This is a genomic window from Bacteroides sp. AF39-11AC (genome assembly GCF_003474285.1).
Taxonomy (GTDB): domain Bacteria; phylum Bacteroidota; class Bacteroidia; order Bacteroidales; family Bacteroidaceae; genus Bacteroides.
The window spans coordinates 432858-457440 of the sequence record NZ_QROH01000005.1 but is presented as its reverse complement, the minus strand read 5'-3'; the positions used below and the strand labels follow the sequence as shown (position 1 = coordinate 457440).

The window sequence follows — 24583 nt, the reverse complement described above, 5'->3', positions numbered from 1 at the left end:
TAGAATGTCTCACAAGTGTCTCATTATCTGTTTTTTTCAGAATTCCTTCAATTTTACATTTTATCTTACTAAAATAGTAGCGAAGGTATAAATACAGAGATCTGAAACCTTAACGATTGATTGTTTATGAGGGACACTTTTCATTTCTGAATAAGACTGTCTAAAACTTGTACAAGTCGTTCACCACGTAAATTCTTGGCAACGATACGCTGGTCTTTGTCTATCAAAAAATTTGCTGGTATGGCTTTTATATTCAACCGGCTTAATAATTTTGTTTTTTTTCCATTAGGGAATGTTCCAATAACATGTTGAAAAGAAAATGTTGAATCCTCTTTTATTGCATTTTGCCATGCTTGGTGATCCGTATCAATAGAAACAGCATAAATGTAGAGCTCCTTTTTATATTGTTTTGCAACTTGTTTTATAATAGGAATTTCTTTACGACAAGGCTTACACCAACTCGCCCAAAAATCAATGAAAACATATTTGGAGTTATCACTTGTAGGGGATACTTTATATCCTTTATTATCAGGAAAGGATAGTGAGATATTTTCTCCTATTGATGTATCTAACAACGGAATTTGATATTTCTCATCCATCATATATTGAATCCTTTCATTGGCCTTTTGGGCATAAGACGTACCAGGAAGAGGCTCTTTCTTCTTTGCAGATTCTTGCAAAGAGACATATTGTGGAAACCTTTCAGCCGCTTCATCAAACATTTTTTTGCCCTCTTGAGGGAAATCAGTCCGTAAATATATGCAAAGATTATAAACTGCACATGGGTGCTTATACGTTCTAATTAATGAACTTAAGCTATTGAATCTGTCTTTTTGTAATTTAACAATACTATCTTGTTCTCCCTTACTCGTAAATTCCTTTAATTTATCTCTATATAACTTTTTACCTTCTATAGCTTTATGCATAAAATTATTAAGATCGCCTTGAAGAGCCTTTTTGGAGCAATAATTCTCGCCATCTTCTTCTTCAATATTCATAATCACACAAGAGTCTGGTTCCATTCCTACTTCTAATTGGCAAGGTCCATTTTTAGAAAAAAGTACGAATAAGGATTCTGCCATAGGTAGATATGCCTGTAATTCAACTGAATGCTGTCCTTTTTCTATGTATGCAGAATCGAAAATTGCAACTTCATTTCCGGATATCCAGCTCTTACATCCATGTAAATATACCCATTGCCCCTCACTACAGATATAGTCATCTAGTTGCAAGACTATTTTTGAATTATTCTGTTCCTCTTTTTTATAATTATCAGAAGAAAGGAATATACTACTGGAAATTAGGCCCAATAATGATACATAAATGAAATATTTCATAATACATTATTTTAAATATGGAATAAATATCTAACAAAACTTATTTGAAACATCCATAATAGACATTTCAAATAAGTTTATCGTTTTAATAGTGACTAATAATCACATTAACCACATCGTTAATTAGCGATTGACCTTAGACTTTTTTAATAGCTTACAGTCTCTTTGCAACTTACACGACTAGCATCAGGATTTTGATCCAAAACAGCTTGTGTTGCCTCTTTTACAGTCAATCCAGTCTGTACTATACTGCGAAAATATGTACCTTGGTCATCTACAATCATACAGGTTATTGCACCACCTCCAGCGATGGCATTCATTTGAACCTTGTTCAGTTTGAATGCTTCAAAACTACTTAAATTTTTCATGGTAATAAAAAATTAAAAGTAAATAAAAAAGTTAGCTCGGATTTTTTTAAGCTGGCTCCAAAACAGCTATTACTTCTCGAGAATAATATCTTTATGTCAATGCATATCTTAAATCTGATAGCGGATATATTTCTGGTATATAGTGTTTATTCACTATAACAGAGGGAGTTTGGTTTATTTTCTGTTCCCGACAATATACCTGTTGCTTTATCCACAAATCTTGTACTTTAGTTGTTATACTGTAATTGTCTGCCTCTTTAATATGTTTTGTTTCATACCACTCTCCCAAAAGTTGCATTGCCTTATTCCAGCCATCAGTGTAATAAGCTGTAATGATAATTTGCGCAACTTCCTCACCCTGTTTATCATTTGGAAATGTCAGTAATACTAATGATACCGGGATTTTTGAAGCTATTTCTTTTACATGACGGTGAATTCTTGCACAGTTCTTACAATTGGGATTTGTTACTATCATCACTCCGCTATCACCTGTATTTTGACTATGTAGTGTGATGTCCAGGCCTGCCATCTCCTTTATTTGAGGATTGAGTGTCAGTAGTTTTTGGAATATTTCCGGATTAAATAAGCCACTAAAATGCTTCTTTATAGAAATTCTCTCCTTCTCCTTATTCTGAATAGTCCTTAGTTGTATTCCAAGAATCAGACAGATGCATCCTATAGTAGCAAACGCAAAGAATGAGTAGAATGAAAAAACTATATCAAAGTAGTTTCTTAACACATAAAGAGTAATCGCATTGCCCCATACTACTAAATTTACTAACATGCAAAGCATGCAACCTTTTTGGAGGATGAAGATCTGATAAATAATAGAATATAAAGTAAATACCACCGCAATCACACAGCAAATGATAGAAATTCCATAAAAATCATTCCATCGGGTCAAGGAAAACCAAAAAAGAACGGCAAAGTAGAGCAGAGATAATTCTCCTAATCCTACATCTGCTATACTTGACCCTTTGGAATGAAGTACTTCATTGCAGTTCACTACTTTTCCTATATGGCAAAACTGCTCCATGAATTGCCCATTTATCTGTTCTTTGTAAAGGATAGCGATAGACACTAGAATTCCAAAACTTAATGTACATAAATAGACAATAAATACAGGTACTTGATTTTGAGAAAAAGCAGTCTGGATTCCCAATATTAAGATAAAAAGTATAGCAATGATAAATTTATAACGTAGCAAATTGAAAAGGATATTTTTTATTACGCAAAAATGTTCGTTTGATGTCTTTTCAGTAGCTTCTCCGAACAAGACAGTACCTGCCCAATGCTGCAAGAACTTGTCTACCGATGTATGATGTTTTTTTCCGTCTCCATTAAGGAATTCTACGATGAAATCATCCTTTTTCGTCACTACACAAAATTGATTTCTGTCCACCTTAAGTATTGTAATGAAAGGAGCTTCCAATTGTGGAAAATAATCGTGTGACGGAAGCTGATATACTTCATTCTTTACATGAAGCACATCCAATGCATCACTGATACTTCGTATGCTATCTCCCAACGGAGTGTTGAGCAAACGATGCACAGTGCCTCTACTCACTTTTACAGATAGTGCCTGTAAATAATGATAAAGTACAATGTCGATATTATCAACTTCGGTCATGATTACTTTCGTCTATTTATCAGAATGTTATAAAGAGAAATGTCCTTCCAATGATATTTCATTAGAAATAATTTCTATCATATAATCTCCGGTATCTTTTCCGTTTAAGTCAATAGAAAAGCTTGTTGGATTGATGAACAACTCTGAAGAAACTATCTCTCCGGTAGTTTTATTAGCAATATTGACTGTAACAGTAGAGAATACTGTTTGAAAATCAATTGTTACTACCTTATTATATAAGGAGGCATACACAGATTGAGAAATACTACTACGAGTTTGTGGAGCATCTTCTGGAGTTGTATCTCCACTCTTACCACCTATTTCTCTGTCACCGTTCTTCTGTGTGAGAACAATTACAGAATTTTCAAAAATAAACTGTGCGTTTACAGAAACGACAAAGATTAAAAACGAGAATAAAATGAATAATACTTTTTTCATATATATCAGACTTTTGTTTTATGCGGTTAAATTACAAAAGCCTACGTAAACAGAGTGTCTCAAAAGTGTCTCACTACCTAATTTTTTGCAGAATTTCTTCAAATTCACAATTCAGATTAGTATCAATCCGCTTTAGTAGGAGATTTTTCTTGCGGTAGAGTGTTGCTCTGGAGAGATGCAATAAGTATTCTAAATGGGAGAATGGGAATCCTACCAAACTTAAACATACCAGATGGAGTTCTTCTTTAGATAATTGATACTTTACACAAAGTTCTGTTATTGCATTATTCCATTCCATATCCATTTCGGCTACAAACTCCTGCCATTCCTGATCGCTTAATTCTTTATCAGATGCATCTTTATCTTGGAAATCTTTAATGATAGCCTGCATTTTTTCATAAATCGGTGAGTGTAGAAAAGCCTCTTTTGCCAAAGTCTTTCGCTTTAAGACTATTTTATCCAATTCTGCTTGTAGCTTTTTTCTTTGCTCTTCATTAACCTGATGCGAAGCTAATTCTTTTCTCAGTTTTTCAATCTCCATACCCTTTTGTGTTATATCAGTTTGTAGGTTGGCATGATGTTGACTTAAATCCTGATTTATCTTTTCTAATTGTTGCTTGTCCTTTTTCAATAAATTGTTCTTTCTTTGATATCGTTTGTATAGATAAAGAGAAATCGCAATAATAATTATTGTTATCAGTATGAAGCTATACAAATACATCTGTAAACGCCCTTTATAGTATAGCTTTTGAAGTATTGTTTGAACATCAGCTTCCACTTCAATTATTCTTTTAGCAACTGGATTTCTGCGAAGTTGATATAAACTGTCTTTATATGCAGAACTGTTCCTTTCCAATTCTATGGATAAAGTCGTATTTCCCTGAATCATTGCTATATCTGCCAGACGCATATAAACATCCGATTTTCTTCCATAATCTTTGCCCAGTAGACTTTTATTTAGATAGAAAGTAGCAGAATCATATTGCTTTAATTTATAGTATGCATCTCCCAGAAGAAGAAAAGTCTGATAAGGCCATACAGTATCTTTCCGTAAAGAGAAATTCAATTTTGCATAATGTAAAGCCTTTTCTCCCTGATTCATTCGGCTATACAAATTACTTAGTGAAGCTGAAATATTAGCTTTTAGGCCGTCATTTTTTATCTTCTCCATTGTCACAAAAGCGTCCAGCAACTTTTGCTCAGCAATAGGGAAATAATTTTCCCCTTTCATTAAATCGATAGAAGCTTGTCTGGATAAGGCTTCTGACCAAAGAGTCGTATCTCTTAATTCTTTGGCAATTACTTCCATTAACCGATAGATAGAATCTGCCTTTTGATTGAAGTCCTGTATATTATAGATATATCCTATATTATTATATATCAACCCTAATTGTCTCTTTTCTTTGACTTTTTCCGTCAAAGGCGCAGCAATAAGAAATTCTCTGATAGCTTCTGCCTGCTGATTCATATCCCTATATACACATCCCCAATAATAATGTGCCTTTGCTTGCATCTTTGTATCTCCAATAGAATCATAATAATGAACCGCTATCTGTATCAATGAATCATCCTTCTGTACAACGAAGTTTTTATCTTGCGCTTGCGTCAGCAGCAATGCATAGTATGCATTATCAGCTCGTGTAGAAAGTTTTTTAGGTGAAATTCTTTTAAGAATATTCAAGGCATTATCCGGACGAAACTGCATAAGTGAATCTGCCTTAAGTAATTGCTGGTTGTAGTCCTGCCGAATGGTACAAGACGATAGCAAAGACATAGCGAATAATATAATAATGACAGTATTTTTCATATTGCTTGTCGTATTTTCAATTAGATATAGTCCACTTGAAGAAGTGGTATTTCTTTATGCTACTAAGGTACAAAAAATATTCAGACGGAAGCATGGCAAACATTATAAAGAATGAAATATTATTCATAATGGTGCAAATCACTGAATCATTGACACCATTTGCCACTACCATGTAAAGTAAGCTGTTAGTAATCCGAAGAAAAGTAAAGGCTTTAAGCTGTAAACAGTAAACTCGATGATGTGCAGAAAAGTGCAGTTCATGATTGTAGTGAATTACACTTTCTTTATATTTGCGAATCATTATAAGTGTGTGAATAAAAAAACATCCAGAAAAGATGTAAATGCTTTATTTACGATCCTGAATGATAAAAATGATAAAGAGGTTAATACATTTCTGCCTATGGTTTCTGTTAAAGGATATAGAAGAGGCGAAAAAGTGTTACAGAAGATATTGGAATAAATATTCTACTCATTTTATAGAAGAAATACCTTAAACTTATGATTATTCTTATTGCAGGAGATACGCATACGGGAAAGACCTTGCTAGCACAAAAGCTATTGGAGAAATATAAATATCCCTACTTGTCAATAGATCACTTGAAGATGGGAGTCATTAGAAGTGGACAATGTAAATTGCCTGCTGATAGTAATGATGCAGAGCTAACAAACTATCTGTGCCCAATCGTCAGGGAGATGATAAAAACCTGTATTGAAAACTCCCAGAATATGATTATTGAAGGATGTTATATTCCTTTTGGCTGGGAAAAGGATTTTACGGATGAATATGTAGGACAAATAAAATACGTATGCCTTATATTCAGTCAAGAGTATATAAGGCATAGTTTCCAAAATATTCTGGAATATGAAAATGTTATAGAAAAAAGGCTGTCAACAGATGTAACCTTTGAGGATGTAAGTAAAACCAATAGGTATAATTTGGAACAATGTATATCAAGAAAGTATAATTACATTTTAATAGATAAAAACTATCGAATAGATACAGATGATATATAAGTCTCCCTGAGCTCACTCATCATTCAGGAAACCACTTTTGGGTATTATTTGCTATCCGTACCAGCATAAGCATTATCGGAACCTCCACAAGTACACCCACAACAGTGGCCAATGCAGCGCCGGATTGTAAGCCAAAAAGAGAGATAGCCACAGCCACAGCCAGTTCAAAGAAGTTACTTGCACCGATCATTCCGGCCGGAGCAGCCACATTGTGAGGTAATTTCCACCATTTTGCCCATCCATAAGCTACAAAGAAAATCAGGACTGTTTGCAGGACAAGCGGGACGGCTATCAAAAGAATATGTAAGGGGTTATTCAATATTGTTTCTCCTTGAAAAGAGAACAGGATAATAAGTGTCAAAAGTAATCCTCCGACCGTATAGTTATCAAATTTACGGATAAATACATGGTTGAAGTATTCTATCCCTTTTTGCCTGATAACCCATGTCCGTGTTATCACTCCCGCAGAAAGCGGAATGACAACGAACAACAATACTGACAGAAACAGTGTATCCCACGGAATTGTGACACCGCCGACACCTAATAATAAGGCAACAATAGGAGCAAAAGCAACTAATATTATCAAGTCGTTTACAGCTACTTGAACCAGCGTGTAGGCGGCGTCACCTTTCGTTAAGTGACTCCATACAAAGACCATCGCCGTACAAGGAGCTGCACCAAGCAAGACCGCACCTGCCAGATATTCCTTAGCCAAATCTTCGGGTATAAATACCTTGAAGATGACATAAAAGAATAGATAGGCTATTCCAAACATCGTAAAAGGCTTTATAAGCCAGTTCGTAACGCAAGTAACGATTATTCCTTTAGGGCGTTTACCCACATTCTTAACGCTTTGAAAATCTACTTTCAGCATCATAGGATAGATCATCAACCATATTAGAATTGCCACAGGTATAGAAACATTGGCGTATTCAAATTTGCTCAAGGTTTGCGGTATTGCCGGAAGCCATTGTCCCACGGCAATTCCGGCAATAATACACAAGGCAACCCATAGGGTAAGATATCGTTCAAAAAATCCAATTCCTTGCTTCTTTTCCATTATATGTTTCTCCATTCTATCAGGGCTGTATTTCCCTGTGATAATTGTTCTACTTTCTTGATCCAAACTAATTCGTTTTGCGCTTTCGCTTTCAGGAACGAATTTTGAGTATCTGTCAATGAGAGGCAAGCATTTACCACCCACCATTTATTGTTTATCCCGGCACGTTGTAAATCCATTTGAAGGCGTTCCGCTTCAAAGACAGGGGTTGCTTCGGGTAAAGTAACAATCACTACTTCCGTCTCCTTTGAATTACGTAGGCGAGGTAACAGGTTGGCTACTGCTCCCGTGACTTCTCCTTGGGTACGCTCAACCTCTTTATGATAACTTTGAGTGGCGTCCAAAAGCAATAAAGTATGCCCTGTTGGTGCGGTATCAATCACAACAATCTCGGTTTCAGCCTTATCCACAATCTCGGCAAAAGCTTTGAATACTGCAATCTCTTGTGTGCAGGGAGAACGTAAATCTTCCTCTATGTACTCCATGTCTTCAGCAGTGACTGCTTCGGCTGCTTTGTTGCGGACTTCGTTTTTGTACTTCTCTAAAACCTCCGCTTCATCAATCCGGCTTACCGTGATACCGGCTTTTATGGCAAGTTCATAATTCAGATGGTTTGCCGGATCGGTAGTTGTCAAATGCACTTTGGCGCCGAGCTTGGTTAATTTTAAAGCAATCTCAGTAGCTAATGTAGTTTTGCCTACACCACCTTTCCCCATTGTGAAAATAACCCTTTTGCCAGATGTATAAAGATCGTCCACCATCTCGTCCACACCTTTGGGGGATGCCACAGGTTTATAATTTACTTCACTGGAAAGGCTGTCGCTATACAGCATCCGCCGGATATTCGCTATACTGGATAAATTGTATGACCGTAAGGGAACATGATACAACGGATAACCGGATAGTTCCGCAGGCATACTTTGCAGGGCTTTCTGTTGCCTCTCATGCAGCTGACTGGAAACACTGTCGTTTTTATCCAACTGTTGCAAGACACCGTTTATTATTAGTATCTGATTTTTAATTCCTAATAATTGCAGTTCATGAGAAGAACGGGCAGCTTCTTTCAATGGCGCGGTTTCAGGACGGCTCACCAACATTAGCCGGGTTGCGCCCGTATCGGAAAGTGTTTCAACAGCCTTTTTGTATATTTCTTTTCGTTCTTCCAATCCTGACAGCTGACCTAAACAAGATGCGCCATGGGTACTTTCACTGATGAATGTGCTCCACGCTGATGGTAGTTGCAACATCCGTAAAGTATGCCCTGTGGGGGCAGTATCAAAGATTATATGGTCGAACTCTGATTGCTTTTGAACATCGGTAATGAAGTCCGAGAACTCATTGAAAGCGGCAATCTCAACCGTACATGATCCTGACAGTTGTTCTTCCATGTTTTGGATCACGCTTTCAGGCAACTTTCCTCTGAAAGGTGCGATCACCCTTTCCCGATATTCTGCCGCTGCTTGTTCAGGATCAAGATTGACAACCGTCAGCCCCGGAATTTCTGCAATCTCTGAACCGTGTCCGTTAAGCGATTGGTTGAAGACGTCCTGCAAGTTGGAAGCAGGATCGGTACTGATAAGAAGTATTTTCTTGCCCTTGTCTGCTAATCCCACAGCCGTAGCGCAAGCGATAGATGTTTTTCCAACCCCTCCTTTTCCTGTGAAAAAGAGATATTTTGTAAGGTCAATGTCTGATAAATTAAATGCTTTCATTGTGTTCTAATGCTTTTTTGTTTCAAATATCATTTTGTGGGCATGAAGTCTAAATTTATGCCGGTCCATTCACTCATCTGCCGGGTGGTGGGGTAGGTTTTAGATACCGCCACTTCACCATCCACCAGGGTGATGGGTAATGCTTCTGCACCGTGTTTTTGAAGATAATTGTTTACGGTCTGATTGCTAACATATATCTGGGGCTCGTCCCTCAGATTATGACGGATAACTGTTACCCCTTGTCTTTTTAATGTTTCTATAGCGACAGCAATCCGCATTAATTCAGGATTGATGTTTGTTCCGCACAAACCCGTAGGACAACACATTGCCGGGTCGAAAATTTCTATCTTTTTCATCTTTACTGTTGATTTTGATTGTTAAAACTTACTTTATAGATAATACATGACTGCATAATAAATCCCCACCGCAATAAAGAGGATGGCGACTACTTTACGAAACCATTTTTCGAATACTTGTATTCTGTTATAGAGCTTGCCTAATCCAGCAACACTATATGCCAATACCCAAGCTACGAGGATAACAGGTAATCCGGTTGCAATCGCATAAACCACTGGCAAAAGATAGCCGCCTGTTTCTGCTGCCGACATTGGCATAAGCATACCGAAATAGAATATTCCACTTGTAGGGCAGAAAGCAAGGGAAAATAAGATTCCTAAGAATAGTGCACCCCAGCTTCCTTTTGTTTTTCTCTTCAGATTATTCCCGCTAAAGTTGATTTTAGGTAAATTGAGCTTGATGATGTCGAGCATATAAACACCAATCACTATTAATAGCGGGGCAATTAGCATTTCTCCATACTTGCTTACAGCCTTTTGTACGGAAAACATACTTGCACCTTCGCGGAGAATGGGAATAAGGATAAACCCAAGAATCGTATAAGTAATTATTCGGCCTAAAGTATAAAGCAAACCATTAATAAATATCCGGTGATGGTTTTCAATATCTTTGCCGATAAATCCTATCGCCGTTATATTGGTAGCTAACGGGCATGGGCTTATAGCTGTTAATATTCCAAGTATAAAAGCTGTTATGGCAGGAATGGAAGTATTGTCTAATATTGATTGAAGAAAGTCCATTGATATCTTATTTTAGCAATTCATCAATTTTATCTTTTATGCCGTTCTTAAATTTGTCGGGATGACTTTTTGCATTGGCAAAACTAAACTCTGTCATATTATTGACCTTCTCCTGACCGCTCTTCCATCCATTTACAAACAAGGATGACCATGTCACTTCGTACTTATCTGCAATCGGCCCATTCTTCTTTTGAGAAATATCAATTATCCTATAGACGATTCTTCCCGATGCTATTTCCTTTGAATAAAGATTGTCTAAAAGTGCTTTTGTGTTAGTTTCAATAGCCCGACAGGTTATGCATCGTTGTGCTCCATGAAAATAAAGCACTTCCACACGGTCATTCTGCATAGCTTCGCTATTTGCTGTTTCTGTTTTCTCTTTGCCTCCGTTTCCGCAGGAAACTAAAATAACACCTGCAATAAATACATGGAATAACTTTTTCATGGCATGTAATTATTGGGTTAGTAATTCTTTTACTTCTTTCAATGACAACCGTTTACCTGCCGAAACGACTTTCCCGTCTATAACCAAAGCCGGAAGACTTAATATATTATATTCGATGATTTTCAATAAATCTTCCTCTTTTACCAAAGTGGCATCACTTCCTAATTCTGCAATAGCTTGTTGGGTGGTTTCGTACAAAGTTTTGCAACTGGGGCAACCTGTACCTAATACTTTAATTTCCATTATCAGATAGCTTTTAAATGAATAATATGTATAATCGTAGTTCGTAGAACAACGAACATTGTTTATAAAAAAAGGTGCTGTTTATTCACAGCACGAAGTACATTTACATTCACCGAAGAATCCGGTAAACAACTTACGGGCAAGTTCCCAGTTTTCACGGTTAATGCAATACTTGACTTTCGGCGTTTCTATTTCACCTTGAATCAGTCCGGCATCTTTTAGTTCTTTCAGGTGTTGAGAAACTGTCGCCTTGGCTATTGGCAGTTCTTCGTGAATGTCTCCGAAGTAGCAACTTTCCTGTCTGGCTAAAAAATTGAGGATAGCCATTCTTGCAGGGTGTCCCAGTGCTTTTGCAAAGCGAGCTATTTGTTCCTGCTCTGTGGTGTACTGTTTGTTTTTCACTTTATATCTCCTTTTTTTGTTTGTTGTTCGCAAAACAACGAACAATATTTGAAACAACAAAATAAATACGATTATTTTTTAGATTAATTAAATGAATGTTTGCCTTGTGGGGATTTTCATAGCAGAAAAGTAGCTATGGGAAAACTGGTTTGTAGTACTTTTCTTCCTAAAATGATATGTATCTTATCTCTCCGTTTTTAAAGAATATACTTACTTACATGTACATGTCAGCGCTATCTACATGTATATGTTATCCTTATTTACATGCACATGTTGATATTACTAACATGTACATGTAAGCATCTCCATTCTTTAAAAAACTATCGTCTTTACTTTAAAGATATTGTGATTTAAGTGCTATCCGCATGGGATTCTATTAAATTTTACTTATTTTTGCATAGAACTTCTTGTAGAAGTAACCTTTAACCAATCGAAACTCAGATGAAGAAAATAGTCACATCCTTATATCTATTATGTTGTGTATGTATGTGTCAGCTCCATGCCGCCAACAATGTTGTAGACTCCCTTTTATCCCAACTGGACCATGTAATTCAAAACCGCCCTGTATACATCGAGCAAAAAGAAAAGAAGCTGAACGACCTGAGACAAGCCTTGAGACAACGCATTTCTGACGAAAACCGCTTTACCCTGTTGGGAGAATATCTGGATGAATACCGTTCCTACAACACCGACTCTTCGCTTTACATCTCACGCGAGAGATATCAGGTAGCCCTGCGAATGAAAAACAAGGAACATCAAGACAACGCCCTCATGAACACTGCCGAGATTATGGGCACAGCAGGCATGTATAAAGAAGCAGTCGACCTGATGCACAACGTACAAATCAATCATCTACCGGATGACCTGCACCCGTATTATTACCATATTTACCGTACCGTCTATGGCCTTATGGCAGATTACGCCGTTACGGAACAGGAGAAAAAACTCTATGCCGAGATAACGGATAGATACCGTGATTCCCTGTTACTGGTCAACAAAGATAATCTTCTGGTGTACACGCTGATTCAGTCCGACCAGCACAATGTGCGGGGCGAGTTCGATAAAGCCATCCAGCTATTGACCGACTACCTGGCGGGACAGATAGATAATGTGCACGATGTGGCAATCTGTGCCTACACTTTATCAGAGTCATACCGCCTGAAAGAAGACACTGAAAAAGAGAAGGAGTATTTGATTCTTTCCTCCATTGCAGATATGAAGTCCGCAGTGCGCGAATATATTTCTTTGAGGAAACTGGCTGTGCTGCTCTATCAGGAAGGAGACATAGACCGTGCCTATTCGTATCTGAAATTGTGTATGGACGATGCCGTGTTCTGCAACGCCCGGTTGCGTATTCTGGAAATCCTGCAAATTTTCCCCCTCATCAACGACACTTACCAGCAAAAGGCCGAAAAGCAACAGGAACAAATGAAATGGGCGTTAGTCTCTATCAGCTTGCTGTCCATCTTCCTACTGATTGCCATCTTCTATGTGTATAAGCAGATGAAACGCGTAGCAGCCGCACGCCACGAAGTGATAGATGCCAACAAGCGTCTGAAAGAATTGAATGAAGAACTCCACCGCTACAATCTGCAACTGAAAGAAGCCAACCACATCATTGCCGAAAACTCTTACTTGAAAGAGGAATACATCGGCCGCTATATGGACCAGTGTTCCGTATATCTGGAAAAGATGGATAACTATCGCCGTTCATTAGGCAAGATAGCCGCTACGGGCAAGGTAGATGAGCTATACAAAAATATCAAATCTTCCAAGTTCATAGAAGAAGAGCTGAAAGAATTTTATGCCAATTTTGATAACACCTTCTTGCAACTGTTTCCCACTTTTGTAGAAGACTTCAACACCCTGCTTGCCGAAGGGGAGCAGATTTACCCCAAGGCCAACGAACGAATGAGTACCGAACTGCGTATCTTCGCCCTTATCCGTTTGGGAATTACCGACAGTGTGAAGATTGCCCAATTCTTGCGCTATTCTGTGACTACCATTTATAATTACCGTACCAAAGTTCGTAATAAAGCTGCGGGCGACCGTGACCAACTGGAACAGGAAGTAATGAAAATAGGTAAGTCGAGAGACTAAAACCACACTTTTAAGGCATATAAGTGTCTTTTTTACGCTTATATTTTTACTACTTTTTTGGAACAATGCATCTTCTTGATGGCATTGATTATTAGTGTTTTATGTCTTATAAAACGCCTAAAACTACTACTTTTTCACTCTTTTCCCCCTTATTGCTTCCTCTTATCAGATACATTTGCATTGTTCCTTCACAGAGGGGACAAATGCATGTGAATCTATATTTTTATTACTAACTTTAAACTCTTATATTATGCAAAAGTACAAAATGCCGATCAGGCTTCGAATCATGGTTTGTCTGATAGGAATGTTACTTCCGATGTGCATGTTCGCACAGCAAATCACAGTACAAGGTGTAGTGAAAGACCAGACCGGAGAAACCGTTATCGGTGCCAGTGTGGTGCAGAAGAACACAACGAACGGTACGATAACGGGTATCGATGGCGATTTCTCGCTGAATGTGCCTTCGGATGCCGTTATAGTAGTTTCATTCGTGGGCTATAAGTCTTTGGAAGTTCCCGTGAAAGGACAGAAACAGATTATGGTAACACTCTCGGAAGACAGTGAAATGCTGGACGAAGTGGTGGTTATCGGTTATGGAACCATGAAGAAAAGTGACCTTACCGGTGCTGTTTCCTCTTTGGGGAGCAAGGACATCAAAAATGCCCCCGTTTCTAATCTGGGACAAGCCATTCAGGGCCGCATCTCCGGTGTGCAGGTAGTGGATGCCGGAAAGCCCGGTGACAATGTATCTATCAAGATTCGTGGTCTGGGCTCCATTAACAACTGCGATCCGCTGGTGGTGATTGACGGTGTGCCTACCGACCTGGGACTGTCTTCACTGAACATGGCGGATGTGGAACGCCTGGACGTATTGAAAGACGCATCGGCTACAGCCATTTACGGTTCGCGTGGAGCCAATGGGGTAGTGATGATCACCACCAAGCGTGGAACGGAAGGGAAAGGCAAATTGTCGGTATCGGCTAATTGTGCTTTCCAGAATGCCACGAACATTCCTTCTTTGCTGAACGCAAGCCAGTATGCCGATTTGAGTAATGATATGATGGTGAACAGTGGTCGCAACCCGAACCCGAATTGGGCAAATCCTTCGGAACTGGGTGCAGGTACCGACTGGATGGACGAATTGCTGCGCACGGGTGTGATGCAGAACTATACGGTAAGTTATTCCGGAGGAAATGAGAAGTCTCATTATTATGTATCCGGTGGTTTTCTCGATCAGTCGGGTACGGTGCGCAGTGTAAACTATCGCCGTTTTACGTTTCAGTCCAACAGCGACGCACAGGTGCTGAAGTGGTTGAAGTTCTCCAATAATATCACTTTCAGCACTGATACGAAGGATTCGGGCAGCTATAATATCGGTGATGCACTGAAAGCTCTTCCCGTTCTTCCGGTGAAGAATGAAGACGGTTCATGGAGTGGGCCGGAAGGTAATTCGGAATGGTACGGTAGCATCCGCAACCCGATAGGACCTACGCAACTGAACAAGAGCCAGACGAAAGGTTATAACTTCCTTGCCAACCTGACAGCGGAACTGACTTTTACCAAATGGCTGAAATTCAAGAGCACTTTCGGTTACGATGCCAAATTCTGGTTCATCGATAACTTCACGCCGAAATATAACTGGAAGCCTATTCCGACGGAAGAAACTTCACGTTACAAGAGCGATAATAAATCATTCACTTACCTGTGGGATAACTATTTCCTGTTCGACCATACCTTTGCAGAAAAGCATCGTGTGGGAGTGATGGCAGGTTCGTCTGCACAGTGGAATGTGAATGATTACCTGAATGCACAGAAGAACGTATTCATGTTCGACAATGTGCATGAAATGGATAACGGTCAGGAGATGTACGCCATTGGCGGCAGTTCCAATGAATGGGCATTGCTCTCTTACATGGCACGTATCAACTACTCTTACGAAGACCGCTATATGCTGACGGCAACTGTCCGCCGCGATGGTTCCAGTCGTTTCGGTAAAAAGAACCGTTGGGGTACTTTCCCTTCTGTATCTGCCGCATGGCGCATTTCACAGGAAAGCTGGTTCCCGAAGAATGACGTTGTGAACGACCTGAAAATACGTGTAGGATATGGAGTGACCGGTAGCCAGGCAAGTGTCGGCAATTATAGTTACCTGGCATCTTACAACACCAGTGTATATCCATTCGGAACAACGAGCGGCAATCAGACCGCATTGGTTTCCTCTACGCTTGCCAATCCTTACATCCATTGGGAAGAGGTGGCACAGACGAATATCGGTTTTGATGCTTCCCTGTTCAATTCACGGATCGTATTCTCACTGGATGCTTATCTGAAAGAGACAAGGGATATGTTGGTGAAGGCATCCATCCCCATCACATCGGGATTTGAAGATACCACCACCACTTATACGAATGCCGGTAAAGTGCGCAACCAGGGCTTGGAAATGAGTCTGCATACCATCAACCTGACCGGAGAACTGGGTTGGGAAACAAACGTGACCGCCACTTATAATAAGAATAAGATTAAGGACCTGAACAGCGCGGTTCCTTACTATATCAACCAGATCAACAACTCGTATGTGACGATGCTGGCAAAAGACTATCCGATTAATGCCTTCTACGGCTACGTGACGGACGGCTTGTTCCAAAACCAGGCGGAAGTGGATGCGCATGCTGTGCAGCCGGGAGCTGAACCGGGTGATATCCGTTTCAGGGATTTGAACAACGACGGTGTCATCAACGACAGTGACCGTACGGTGATTGGCAATCCCAATCCCAGTTGGTTCTTCTCAATGAACAACAACTTGTCTTATAAAGGATTCGAGCTTTCCGTATTCCTTCAGGGAGTGGCCGGCAATAAGATTTATAACGCCAACAATATCGACAATGTAGGTATGGCTGCCGCATACAACCAGACGACTGATGTGCTGAACCGTTGGCGCGGAGAGGGGACAAGCTACTCCATGCCGCGTGCCGTGTTCGGCGATCCTAACCAGAACTGCCGTGTATCCGACCGCTTTGTAGAAGACGGATCTTACTTGCGTGTAAAGAACATCACTCTCTCTTATACCTTCCCGAAACAATGGTTGCAGAAGTTGCAGATAGAGAATGCACGCCTTTCCCTTTCTTGTGAGAATGTGGCTACCATTACCGGGTATTCCGGTTTCGATCCGGAGGTGGATATCAACGGTATTGATTTGTCCCGTTATCCCATTTCCCGTACATTCAGTGTAGGATTAAACTTTAACTTTTAATTGATTTGGATATGAAAAAGATAACAAACTTACTATACGTGCTGGCTGTATTGATGCTGGTATCATGTAATGACTTCCTGGATAAGTCGCCCAAATATGCCGTTGATCCTGAAACAACTGTGACTGATGATGTGGCCGTGGCACTGACAAATGCTTGCTACAAGGCGCTTCAGTCTTCCAATCTCTACAACCAGCGTATGTGGTCGCTGGATATCGTTGCGGGCAACAGCCTGGTAGGTGCAGGCGGTGGTACAGATGGTCTGGAAACCATACAGGCATCCAATTTTATCACGCAGAGCGATAATGGTATGGCTCTGTATATGTGGCGTTCTCCGTGGGTAGGTATCGGGCAGTGTAACATTGTGCTGACCAGTCTTCCGCAGGCCGAAGCTGTATCGGAAAGTATAAAGAACCGTTGTATGGGTGAAGCATATTTCCTTCGTGCCCATTACTATTATATTTTAGCCCGTTTGTATGGCGGCGTTCCTTTGCGTCTGGAACCTTATAATCCGGGTGAATCTACTGCAATAGCACGCACTACGTTGGATCAGACTTATGAGCAGATCATTTCGGACTGTAAGAATGCGGTCGATTTGCTTCCGGCGAAAGCGGAATATAATGAAGAAGAAAAAGGACGTGCCTGTAAGGATGCTGCCCTTGCCATGCTGGCGGATATTTACCTGACACTGGCTCCCAACTATACGAGTTATTATGAAGACGTGGTGGAACTGTGCAATGAGATTACGAACCTGGGTTACGACCTTTCCACCTGCAAGTATGAAAATAACTTCGATGCTACCATCAATAACGGTCCCGAATCTCTGTTTGAAGTGCAGTATTCCGGAAGTACGGAATATGATTTCTGGGGAACGGACGGGCAGTCTTCCTGGCTTTCCACTTTCATGGGGCCTCGCAACTCGGACTTTGTTGCAGGCAGCTACGGCTGGAACCAGCCTACGGAGGAATTTGTGAGCCAGTATGAAGAAGGTGACAACCGGAAAGACCTGACGGTTCTTTATGCAGGTTGTCCGGACTTCGACGGAAAGACTTATAAGAGTTCTTACTCCAATACCGGATATAACGTGCGCAAATTCCTGGTGTCCAAGACTATTTCGCCGGAATACAATACGAACCCCAATAACTTTGTTGTGTACCGCTACGCGGATGTCTTGCTGAAGAAAGCGGAAGCGCTGAATGAAATGGGACAACCCGGCCAAGCTGCCGCTCCCTTGAACATAGTTCGCAAACGTGCCGGATTGCCGGAAGTTTCGGGCCTGTCGCAGGAGGCGATGCGTGAGAAGATTATTCACGAACGGCGCATGGAACTGGCTTTCGAAGGACATCGCTGGTTCGATATGATCCGCGTCAATAATGGAGAGTATGCCATCCGTTTCCTGCAATCCATCGGCAAGAACAGTGTGAATAAGAATCGCCTGTTGTTTCCCATTCCGCAGACGGAAATGGATGCGAATATACTGATGACACAGAATCCGGGTTATTAATCACTTAAATCAGAAGAAGAATATGAAAAGATATATTTCACATTTAGTATTTGCATTGCTGGGTTGCATGGCATTGTCTGCATGTGTGGACAATGACTATATGGAATTGGATAAGGGACACAATGAACTGGCGCTTTCCACCAGCAACACGGAAGTCGTTTTGAACGAACAGGCGCATGGTGATGATGCCTTGGAACTCTCTTGGACAACAGGCACGAATTATGGTACAGGAAATAAGATTTCCTATACACTGGAACTTGCCAAGGCAGGCAGTAATTTTGCCGCTCCTTATGTGGCTTTGGAGAATGTCGTGCAGGAATATACCTGGAAGAAGAACGTGGAGGAATTGAATAATATCCTTCGTGAGCATTTCGGTGCGGAAGCTACTGAAAACTTCTCTCTGGAGGCACGCCTGACAGCCAAAGTAACGGATCGGGAAGAGACGCAGGTAACCACTACTTCTTTTAGTGTCACAGCTTACAAACCGTTGACTTCCACTCTTTACCTGATAGGTGATGCCACTCCCGGCGGTTGGAGTGCGGACGATGCAACGGAAATGACCCGGAAAGACAATGGTATATTTACATGGACGGGAAAAATGACTGCGGGTTCCTTTAAGTTTATCACTACGCTGGGTTCTTTCTTGCCGTCGTACAACAAAGGAACTGACGGAAAGCTGGTGCTTCGTACCAGTGCCGATCAGCCGGACGAATCGTTTACGATTGAAGAAGAGTTCAACTATGTTGTTGAAGCGAACCTGTTTACCGGTGTTATCACCTTGACTCAGACTGAGAACCTCAGACCGGCTTACGATCAGCTTTATTTCGTTGGAGGTATGAACGACTGGGGATTTGTGCCGATGAAAAAGGATGTGCTCGATCCGTTCCTGTTCCGCTATGCCCGTTTGTTCGATGCAGGCCAGGGTGGGGAATTCAAGTTCGGAACTTCAGAAGGAAGCTGGGAGAGCATGTATAAAGCAAAGAATGCCAATGCCGCTTACACCGATACGGAGATGGTATTTGTGAAAGGGTTCGATCCTGACAATAAATGGGTGCTGAAAGATGCCGAATGTGGTAAGGCCTATAAGATATGTGTCGATATCCGTGCAGGGAAAGAGCGCATGATGATGAGCGAATTTGTTCCTTATGAGATGATTTATATGGTAGGGGATGCTGCGCCTGCGGGATGGAGTATTGGAGATGCCACGCCGATGCAGGCCACGGATAATCCGTATGTATTTACCTGGCAAGGTGTACTGAATGTGGGTGAGTTGAAGCTGACCTGTGATAAGAAAGAGGACTGGAACGGTGCTTGGTTTATGCCGACCGTAGCTGATAAGCAGCCTTCGGGCGAGACGGAACCAATGTTGTTTTTGGATAAGGCCAGCGATGCTTTCAAAGCTCAATACCTGGATGTAATGATTGGAGGTATCGACCTGAAATGGAAGATTACGACGGCTGGTTCTTATAAGATTACTCTGAATCAGTTGGAAGAGACAATTTCGATAGTAAAACAGTGAAACGATGAAATATATAGTTTATGCAATGGCTGCCATGTTCTTTTTGGCTTCGTGCAGCAAAGACAATGATGAAACCGGCGGTGGTAACGGTGGTGGAGGAGAAACCGGAGGAGTGACTGATGTCACTCCCGTTACCTCCGATTTAACCGTGAACCTGACTACTGACAAGGCTTGTTACAAACCGGGTGAAACCGTTTCCTTCACAGCCGATGCCCTGCCTGCGGGAGCAAAGGTACGTTACCGTACTTTGAACAAGGTAATCTCCGAACAGGCAGCCGCAGGCGGTTCCTGGACGTGGACTGCCCCTGCAACGGATTTCACCGGATATCTGGCGGATGTCTATCGCACTAAAGAAGACGGTACGGAAGTCATTCTCGGTACTATTGCCATCGATGTATCCAGTGACTGGGCACGTTTTCCGCGTTATGGCTTTGTCGCCACCTTCGACGCTTCTAAAACGGAAAGTAAAATTCAGGAGGAAATGGCTTTTCTGAACCGCTGCCATATAAATGGTGTGCAGTTTCAGGATTGGCACAACAAGCATCACTGGCCGTTAGGCGGTACGCGTGAACATCTCGATGCGGTATATAAGGACATCGCCAACCGGGATATTTATACACAGTCGGTAAAGGATTATATCCGCATTCAGCACTCGTTTGGAATGAAGGCGATGTTTTATAATCTTTGTTTCGGTGCACTCGATGATGCAGCCGGTGACGGTGTGAAGGAAGAGTGGTACATCTTTAAAGGCACAGGACATACGGATAAGGATGCGCATACATTGCCTGACAGTTGGAAGAGCAATATCTATTTGCTCGATCCGGGTAATGCCGAATGGCAGGCATATATTGCCCAGCGCAACGATGATGTCTATGCCAATCTTGACTTTGACGGCTATCAGATAGACCAGTTGGGAAACCGTGGCGACCGCTATGATTACAAGGGGAATAAGGTGAATCTGCCTAAGACTTATGTTTCGTTTATTGAAGCTATGAAGGGGAAACATCCTGATAAGCGCTTGGTGATGAATGCAGTAAGTAGCTATGGGGCATCCCAAATTGCAGGTACGGGGAAAGTGGATTTCCTGTATAATGAAGTTTGGGGGGATGAAGCTGATTTCACGGATTTATATACGATCCTGAAAGCGAACCATCAGTACGGAAATCAGGCATTGAAGACGGTGTTTGCGGCTTATATGAATTATGAAAAGGGTTCCGGTGAGTTCAATATGCCGGGAATCTTGCTGACGGATGCGGTGATGTTTGCTCTGGGAGGTTCGCACCTGGAATTGGGAGGCGACCATATGTTGTGCAGTGAATATTTTCCAAATACCCGTTTGCAGATGAGTGATGCTTTGAAGACGGCTGTTGTGCGCTATTATGACTTTATGACTGCTTATCAGAATCTTCTTCGCGATGGCGGGGAGGAGGAGAAGGTAACTTTGGTATGTACGGATGCAAGCAAGAATCTGAATCTGAACACTTGGCCGCCACAGAAATCAGCCATTACTTCTTTCGCCAGAAGGGTGAACGGCAAACAGGTGGTTCATCTGCTGAACTTCCTTAGTACAAACAGTTTAAGTTGGAGAGACCTGAACGGGACAATGCCCGAACCCCGGTTGGTGACTAAAGTGCCCTTGAAGCTGAATGTTGCGGGGAAAGTGAGCAAAGTGTGGGTAGCTACTCCCGATGCACATGCCGGAGCTTCGCAGGAATTAGCTTTTGAACAGAAAGACGGAGCGATAACCTTTACGCTTCCTTCACTGAAATACTGGAGCATGATTGTAATGGAATAAAACGGTTATTGGGGTTGATTCAAAATGGCACAATAATGAGCTAAATGATAATTTATCAGGCTGAATTTTAAGCCTGAAAGGCTTGCATTATATAGCGTAGGGCATCGCCCTACGTAATATACATCCCCATTTCTGAGCCCTGAAAGGGCGAGATAAAGCGTGTATGCTTGATTGCGCCCTTTCAGGGCTTAAATAGAGATATACATAATCACGTAGGGCGTTGCCCTACGCTATGTAATCTCAGGCTTTCAGCCTTATAAAATCCGCGTTCGTCCGCCTTGTCCGCGTATCAATTTAGCTCATAACCGGAAAAGAAAAGAACATATTATAAAAGATATAGAACCATGAGAAAATATATATATTTATTTTTAATACTGTGTTGCCTGTCTCCGCATTTATATTGCGGAAATGTAACGGGAAACTGTACTTCTTATTCGCAGGAAGGGAGAGACGTTACGTTTCATTTAGACGATAATTCGGCTGTGCAGTTGCAACTTTGCAGTCCCTCCGTTGTGCGCGTCTGGTTTTCGCCGGACGGTAAGTTGCAGCGGGGAAATCCTTCCTTTGCGGTGATTAATGAAGAATTGGAAGATGTAGGCACTGTCCGGGTGGACGAACAGAATGCCTGCTATGAGATATTTACGCCTAAACTGCGTATTCGCGTCAACAAGGCTCCGTTCAGCTTGCAGATATTCGACAAGTATCAGAAGCTCTTGTTCAGTGATTATGCCGACAAGGGGCATATCAGCGATGGAGAGCGTAAAGTGGAGTATAAGACCCTGCGCCGGGATGAGCATTTCTTCGGTTTGGGTGAGAAGACCGGCAAGCTGGACCGCCGAGGCGAATCTTATAAAATGTGGAATAGTGATAAACCTTGTTACAGCGTTGTGGAAGATCCCCTGTACAAAAGTATTCCTTTCTTTATGAGCAGTTATCGCTATGGTATATTTCTGGATAACACGTATAAGACAGAATTCAAATTCGGTACTGAAAACCGTGATTATTACAGCTTTGAAGCTCCCGGTGGGGAGATGGTTTACTATTTTATCTTCGGTAAGGATTATAAGGAAATCATGAAACAGTATGTCGCATTGACCGGAAAACCCATCATGCCTCCGAAATGGGCACTGGGCTTTGCACAATGCCGCGGCCTGCTGACTACCGAGAAGCTCTCTTATGAAATAGCCGAAGGATACCGCAAGCGTGGTATTCCCTGCGATATCATCTATCAGGATATAGGCTGGACACAATACCTACAGGACTTCAACTGGCGGAAAGAAAACTATCAGAATCCGAAGAAGATGCTTGCCGACTTGAAAGGGATGGGCTTCAAGGTGATTGTTTCGCAAGACCCGGTTATCTCTCAGGCTAATAAAAAGCAATGGGAAGAAGCGGACCGCTTGGGTTATCTGGTGAAAGACTCCACTACGGGTAAGAGCTATGATATGCCCTGGCCGTGGGGTGGCAACTGCGGTGTGGTGGACTTTACCATTCCCGAAGTGGCGGACTGGTGGGGAGTTTATCAGCAGAAACCGATAGATGACGGCATTGCCGGCTTCTGGACGGATATGGGTGAACCTGCCTGGAGCAATGAGGAACAAACGGAACGTCTTGTAATGAAGCACCACCTGGGTATGCATGATGAAATTCATAACGTGTATGGTCTGACCTGGGACAAGGTGGTAAAGGAACAGTTTGAGAAACGGAATCCGGATCTTCGTGTCTTCCAGATGACACGTGCCGCCTATGCAGGATTGCAGCGTTACACCTTCGGCTGGACCGGAGATTGCGGCAATGGAGATGATGTGCTGCAAGGCTGGGGACAGATGGCTAATCAGATTCCGGTACTTTTATCTGCCGGACTGGGTGTGATTCCTTTCGTGGCGTGTGACATTTCAGGTTATTGCGGGGATATTGAAGATTATCCCGCTATGGCGGAACTTTATACCCGTTGGGTACAGTTGGGAGCGTTCAATCCTCTGAGCCGTATTCACCATGAAGGAGATGTGGCGGTAGAACCGTGGCTCTTTGGGGAAGAAGCGGAGAAGAACGTTAAAGCTGCCATAGAAATGAAATATCGCTTGCTGCCTTATATTTATACTTATGCCCGCGAAGCGTATGAAACGGGTTTGCCGATTATGCGCCCCATGTTTATGGAATATCCGGCGGATTTGGAAACAGTCTCTACGGATGCACAATTTATGTTTGGTAGCGAACTGCTGGTGGCTCCGGTAGTGAAGAAGGGGGCAACTAATAAGAATGTTTATCTGCCCGAAGGTACTTGGATTGATTATAATGACAAGCGCACGGAATATAGTGGCGAACAGTGGACTACGGCAAATGCTCCGCTGAATACCATTCCTATGTTTGTACGGAAAGGAAGTATCATCCCTCAGATGCCTGTGATGAATTATACGGATGAGAAAGCGGTTTATCCGATTACATTTGAGGTATTTCCGGCTACGGCGGGCGGTGAAACGTCTTTCTCCCTGTATGAAGATGCAGGAACTGATCTGGGATATCAGCGTGGAGAATTTATGCGTACTCCTGTATCTTGCCGGACAACGGAAAAGGGATATGTGCTCGAAGTCGGGGAAAGGGCGGGAGAGAAGTATGCCCTTCCGGGAGAACGCAACCTGATGTTTTGCATTTATACCGGGCAGATGCCGAAGGAGGCGCTTATTGACGGACAGAAAGTAAGGAAAATGAAAGCGGAAAAACTGAATGAAGGGATGGAAACGGAGTTTAAGGTTACCGCATGGTGTCCGGATAAGAAACAGAATCTTTGTATGTTGAGATTGCCGGATGACGGGGCGAAACACACGATTGAATTTATTTATTAATACCAACCATAAAAAGTATAG

The 24583-nt window shown here is 41.7% G+C and carries 20 protein-coding genes; 8 read left to right on the top strand and 12 right to left on the bottom strand.

Going from position 1 to position 24583, the window contains the following annotated elements; all coding sequences use genetic code 11:
• Positions 1-140: 140 nt before the first annotated feature.
• The 5 genes from DW036_RS13125 to DW036_RS13105 form a co-directional block, all read right to left on the bottom strand.
• A complete protein-coding gene (locus tag DW036_RS13125; RefSeq protein ID WP_118464765.1) occupies positions 141-1337 on the bottom strand; it encodes a TlpA disulfide reductase family protein in 1197 nt (398 codons plus the stop codon).
• 146 nt (positions 1338-1483) lie between these two features.
• Positions 1484-1705, bottom strand: coding sequence for a hypothetical protein (locus DW036_RS13120; protein ID WP_061438137.1), 222 nt, complete (start codon positions 1703-1705; stop codon positions 1484-1486).
• Positions 1706-1796: 91 nt separating this feature from the next.
• Entirely contained in the window at positions 1797-3335 is a 1539-nt protein-coding gene (locus tag DW036_RS13115; RefSeq protein WP_118464764.1) for a vitamin K epoxide reductase family protein, read from the bottom strand.
• Positions 3336-3362: 27 nt separating this feature from the next.
• Positions 3363-3773 carry a DUF3244 domain-containing protein gene (locus tag DW036_RS13110; protein ID WP_118464763.1) on the bottom strand — a complete coding sequence of 137 codons (411 nt, stop codon included), beginning with the start codon at positions 3771-3773 and terminating at the stop codon, positions 3363-3365.
• A 73-nt stretch (positions 3774-3846) separates the two neighbouring features.
• A complete protein-coding gene (locus tag DW036_RS13105; protein ID WP_118464762.1) occupies positions 3847-5580 on the bottom strand; it encodes a hypothetical protein in 1734 nt (577 codons plus the stop codon).
• 235 nt (positions 5581-5815) lie between these two features.
• Here DW036_RS13105 and DW036_RS13100 point away from each other — a divergent pair, with 235 nt between their 5' ends.
• Both DW036_RS13100 and DW036_RS13095 read left to right on the top strand, forming a co-directional pair.
• Positions 5816-6040, top strand: a complete 225-nt coding sequence (locus DW036_RS13100) for a hypothetical protein (RefSeq protein WP_022210275.1) — start codon at positions 5816-5818, stop codon at positions 6038-6040.
• 38 nt (positions 6041-6078) lie between these two features.
• Positions 6079-6594: an adenylate kinase gene (locus tag DW036_RS13095; protein ID WP_118464761.1), complete on the top strand. Its 516-nt coding sequence runs from the start codon at positions 6079-6081 to the stop codon at positions 6592-6594.
• A 19-nt stretch (positions 6595-6613) separates the two neighbouring features.
• Here the strand turns inward: DW036_RS13095 and arsB are convergent, their stop codons facing one another.
• The 7 genes from arsB to DW036_RS13060 form a co-directional block, all read right to left on the bottom strand.
• Positions 6614-7654 (bottom strand): ACR3 family arsenite efflux transporter, encoded by a 1041-nt coding sequence (arsB, locus tag DW036_RS13090; RefSeq protein WP_118464898.1) that lies wholly within the window; start codon positions 7652-7654, stop codon positions 6614-6616.
• Positions 7654-9366 (bottom strand): arsenical pump-driving ATPase, encoded by a 1713-nt coding sequence (gene arsA, locus DW036_RS13085; protein ID WP_118421865.1) that lies wholly within the window; start codon positions 9364-9366, stop codon positions 7654-7656. Before arsA ends, arsB begins: the two co-directional genes overlap by 1 nt.
• A 29-nt stretch (positions 9367-9395) precedes the next feature.
• The gene (gene arsD, locus DW036_RS13080) at positions 9396-9722 is read right to left on the bottom strand and encodes an arsenite efflux transporter metallochaperone ArsD (protein ID WP_022210279.1); all 327 of its coding nucleotides are present in this window, start codon (positions 9720-9722) and stop codon (positions 9396-9398) included.
• Positions 9723-9755: 33 nt separating this feature from the next.
• Positions 9756-10463 (bottom strand): aromatic aminobenezylarsenical efflux permease ArsG family transporter, encoded by a 708-nt coding sequence (locus DW036_RS13075; RefSeq protein ID WP_118223254.1) that lies wholly within the window; start codon positions 10461-10463, stop codon positions 9756-9758.
• Between the two features lie 7 nt (positions 10464-10470).
• Entirely contained in the window at positions 10471-10908 is a 438-nt protein-coding gene (locus DW036_RS13070) for a nitrophenyl compound nitroreductase subunit ArsF family protein (protein WP_061438129.1), read from the bottom strand.
• Between the two features lie 9 nt (positions 10909-10917).
• Positions 10918-11151, bottom strand: a complete 234-nt coding sequence (locus DW036_RS13065) for a thioredoxin family protein (RefSeq protein WP_022210282.1) — start codon at positions 11149-11151, stop codon at positions 10918-10920.
• Between the two features lie 81 nt (positions 11152-11232).
• Entirely contained in the window at positions 11233-11553 is a 321-nt protein-coding gene (locus DW036_RS13060; protein WP_022210283.1) for a helix-turn-helix transcriptional regulator, read from the bottom strand.
• Positions 11554-11994: 441 nt separating this feature from the next.
• On the opposite strand from DW036_RS13060, the gene DW036_RS13055 reads away from it, so the two are divergent.
• From DW036_RS13055 to DW036_RS13030, 6 genes are all read left to right on the top strand, one after another.
• Positions 11995-13653: a DUF6377 domain-containing protein gene (locus DW036_RS13055; RefSeq protein ID WP_029328742.1), complete on the top strand. Its 1659-nt coding sequence runs from the start codon at positions 11995-11997 to the stop codon at positions 13651-13653.
• A 250-nt stretch (positions 13654-13903) separates the two neighbouring features.
• Positions 13904-16903, top strand: a complete 3000-nt coding sequence (locus tag DW036_RS13050; protein WP_118464760.1) for a TonB-dependent receptor — start codon at positions 13904-13906, stop codon at positions 16901-16903.
• An 11-nt stretch (positions 16904-16914) separates the two neighbouring features.
• A complete protein-coding gene (locus DW036_RS13045) occupies positions 16915-18405 on the top strand; it encodes a RagB/SusD family nutrient uptake outer membrane protein (protein WP_118464759.1) in 1491 nt (496 codons plus the stop codon).
• A 22-nt stretch (positions 18406-18427) separates the two neighbouring features.
• Positions 18428-19924, top strand: a complete 1497-nt coding sequence (locus tag DW036_RS13040) for a SusF/SusE family outer membrane protein (RefSeq protein WP_118464758.1) — start codon at positions 18428-18430, stop codon at positions 19922-19924.
• Positions 19925-19928: 4 nt separating this feature from the next.
• On the top strand, positions 19929-21719 hold the full coding sequence (locus DW036_RS13035) for a glycoside hydrolase family 66 protein (protein ID WP_118464757.1): 1791 nt from the start codon (positions 19929-19931) through the stop codon (positions 21717-21719).
• A gap of 344 nt (positions 21720-22063) precedes the next feature.
• Positions 22064-24562 (top strand): glycoside hydrolase family 31 protein, encoded by a 2499-nt coding sequence (locus DW036_RS13030; RefSeq protein WP_118464756.1) that lies wholly within the window; start codon positions 22064-22066, stop codon positions 24560-24562.
• Positions 24563-24583: the final 21 nt, after the last annotated feature.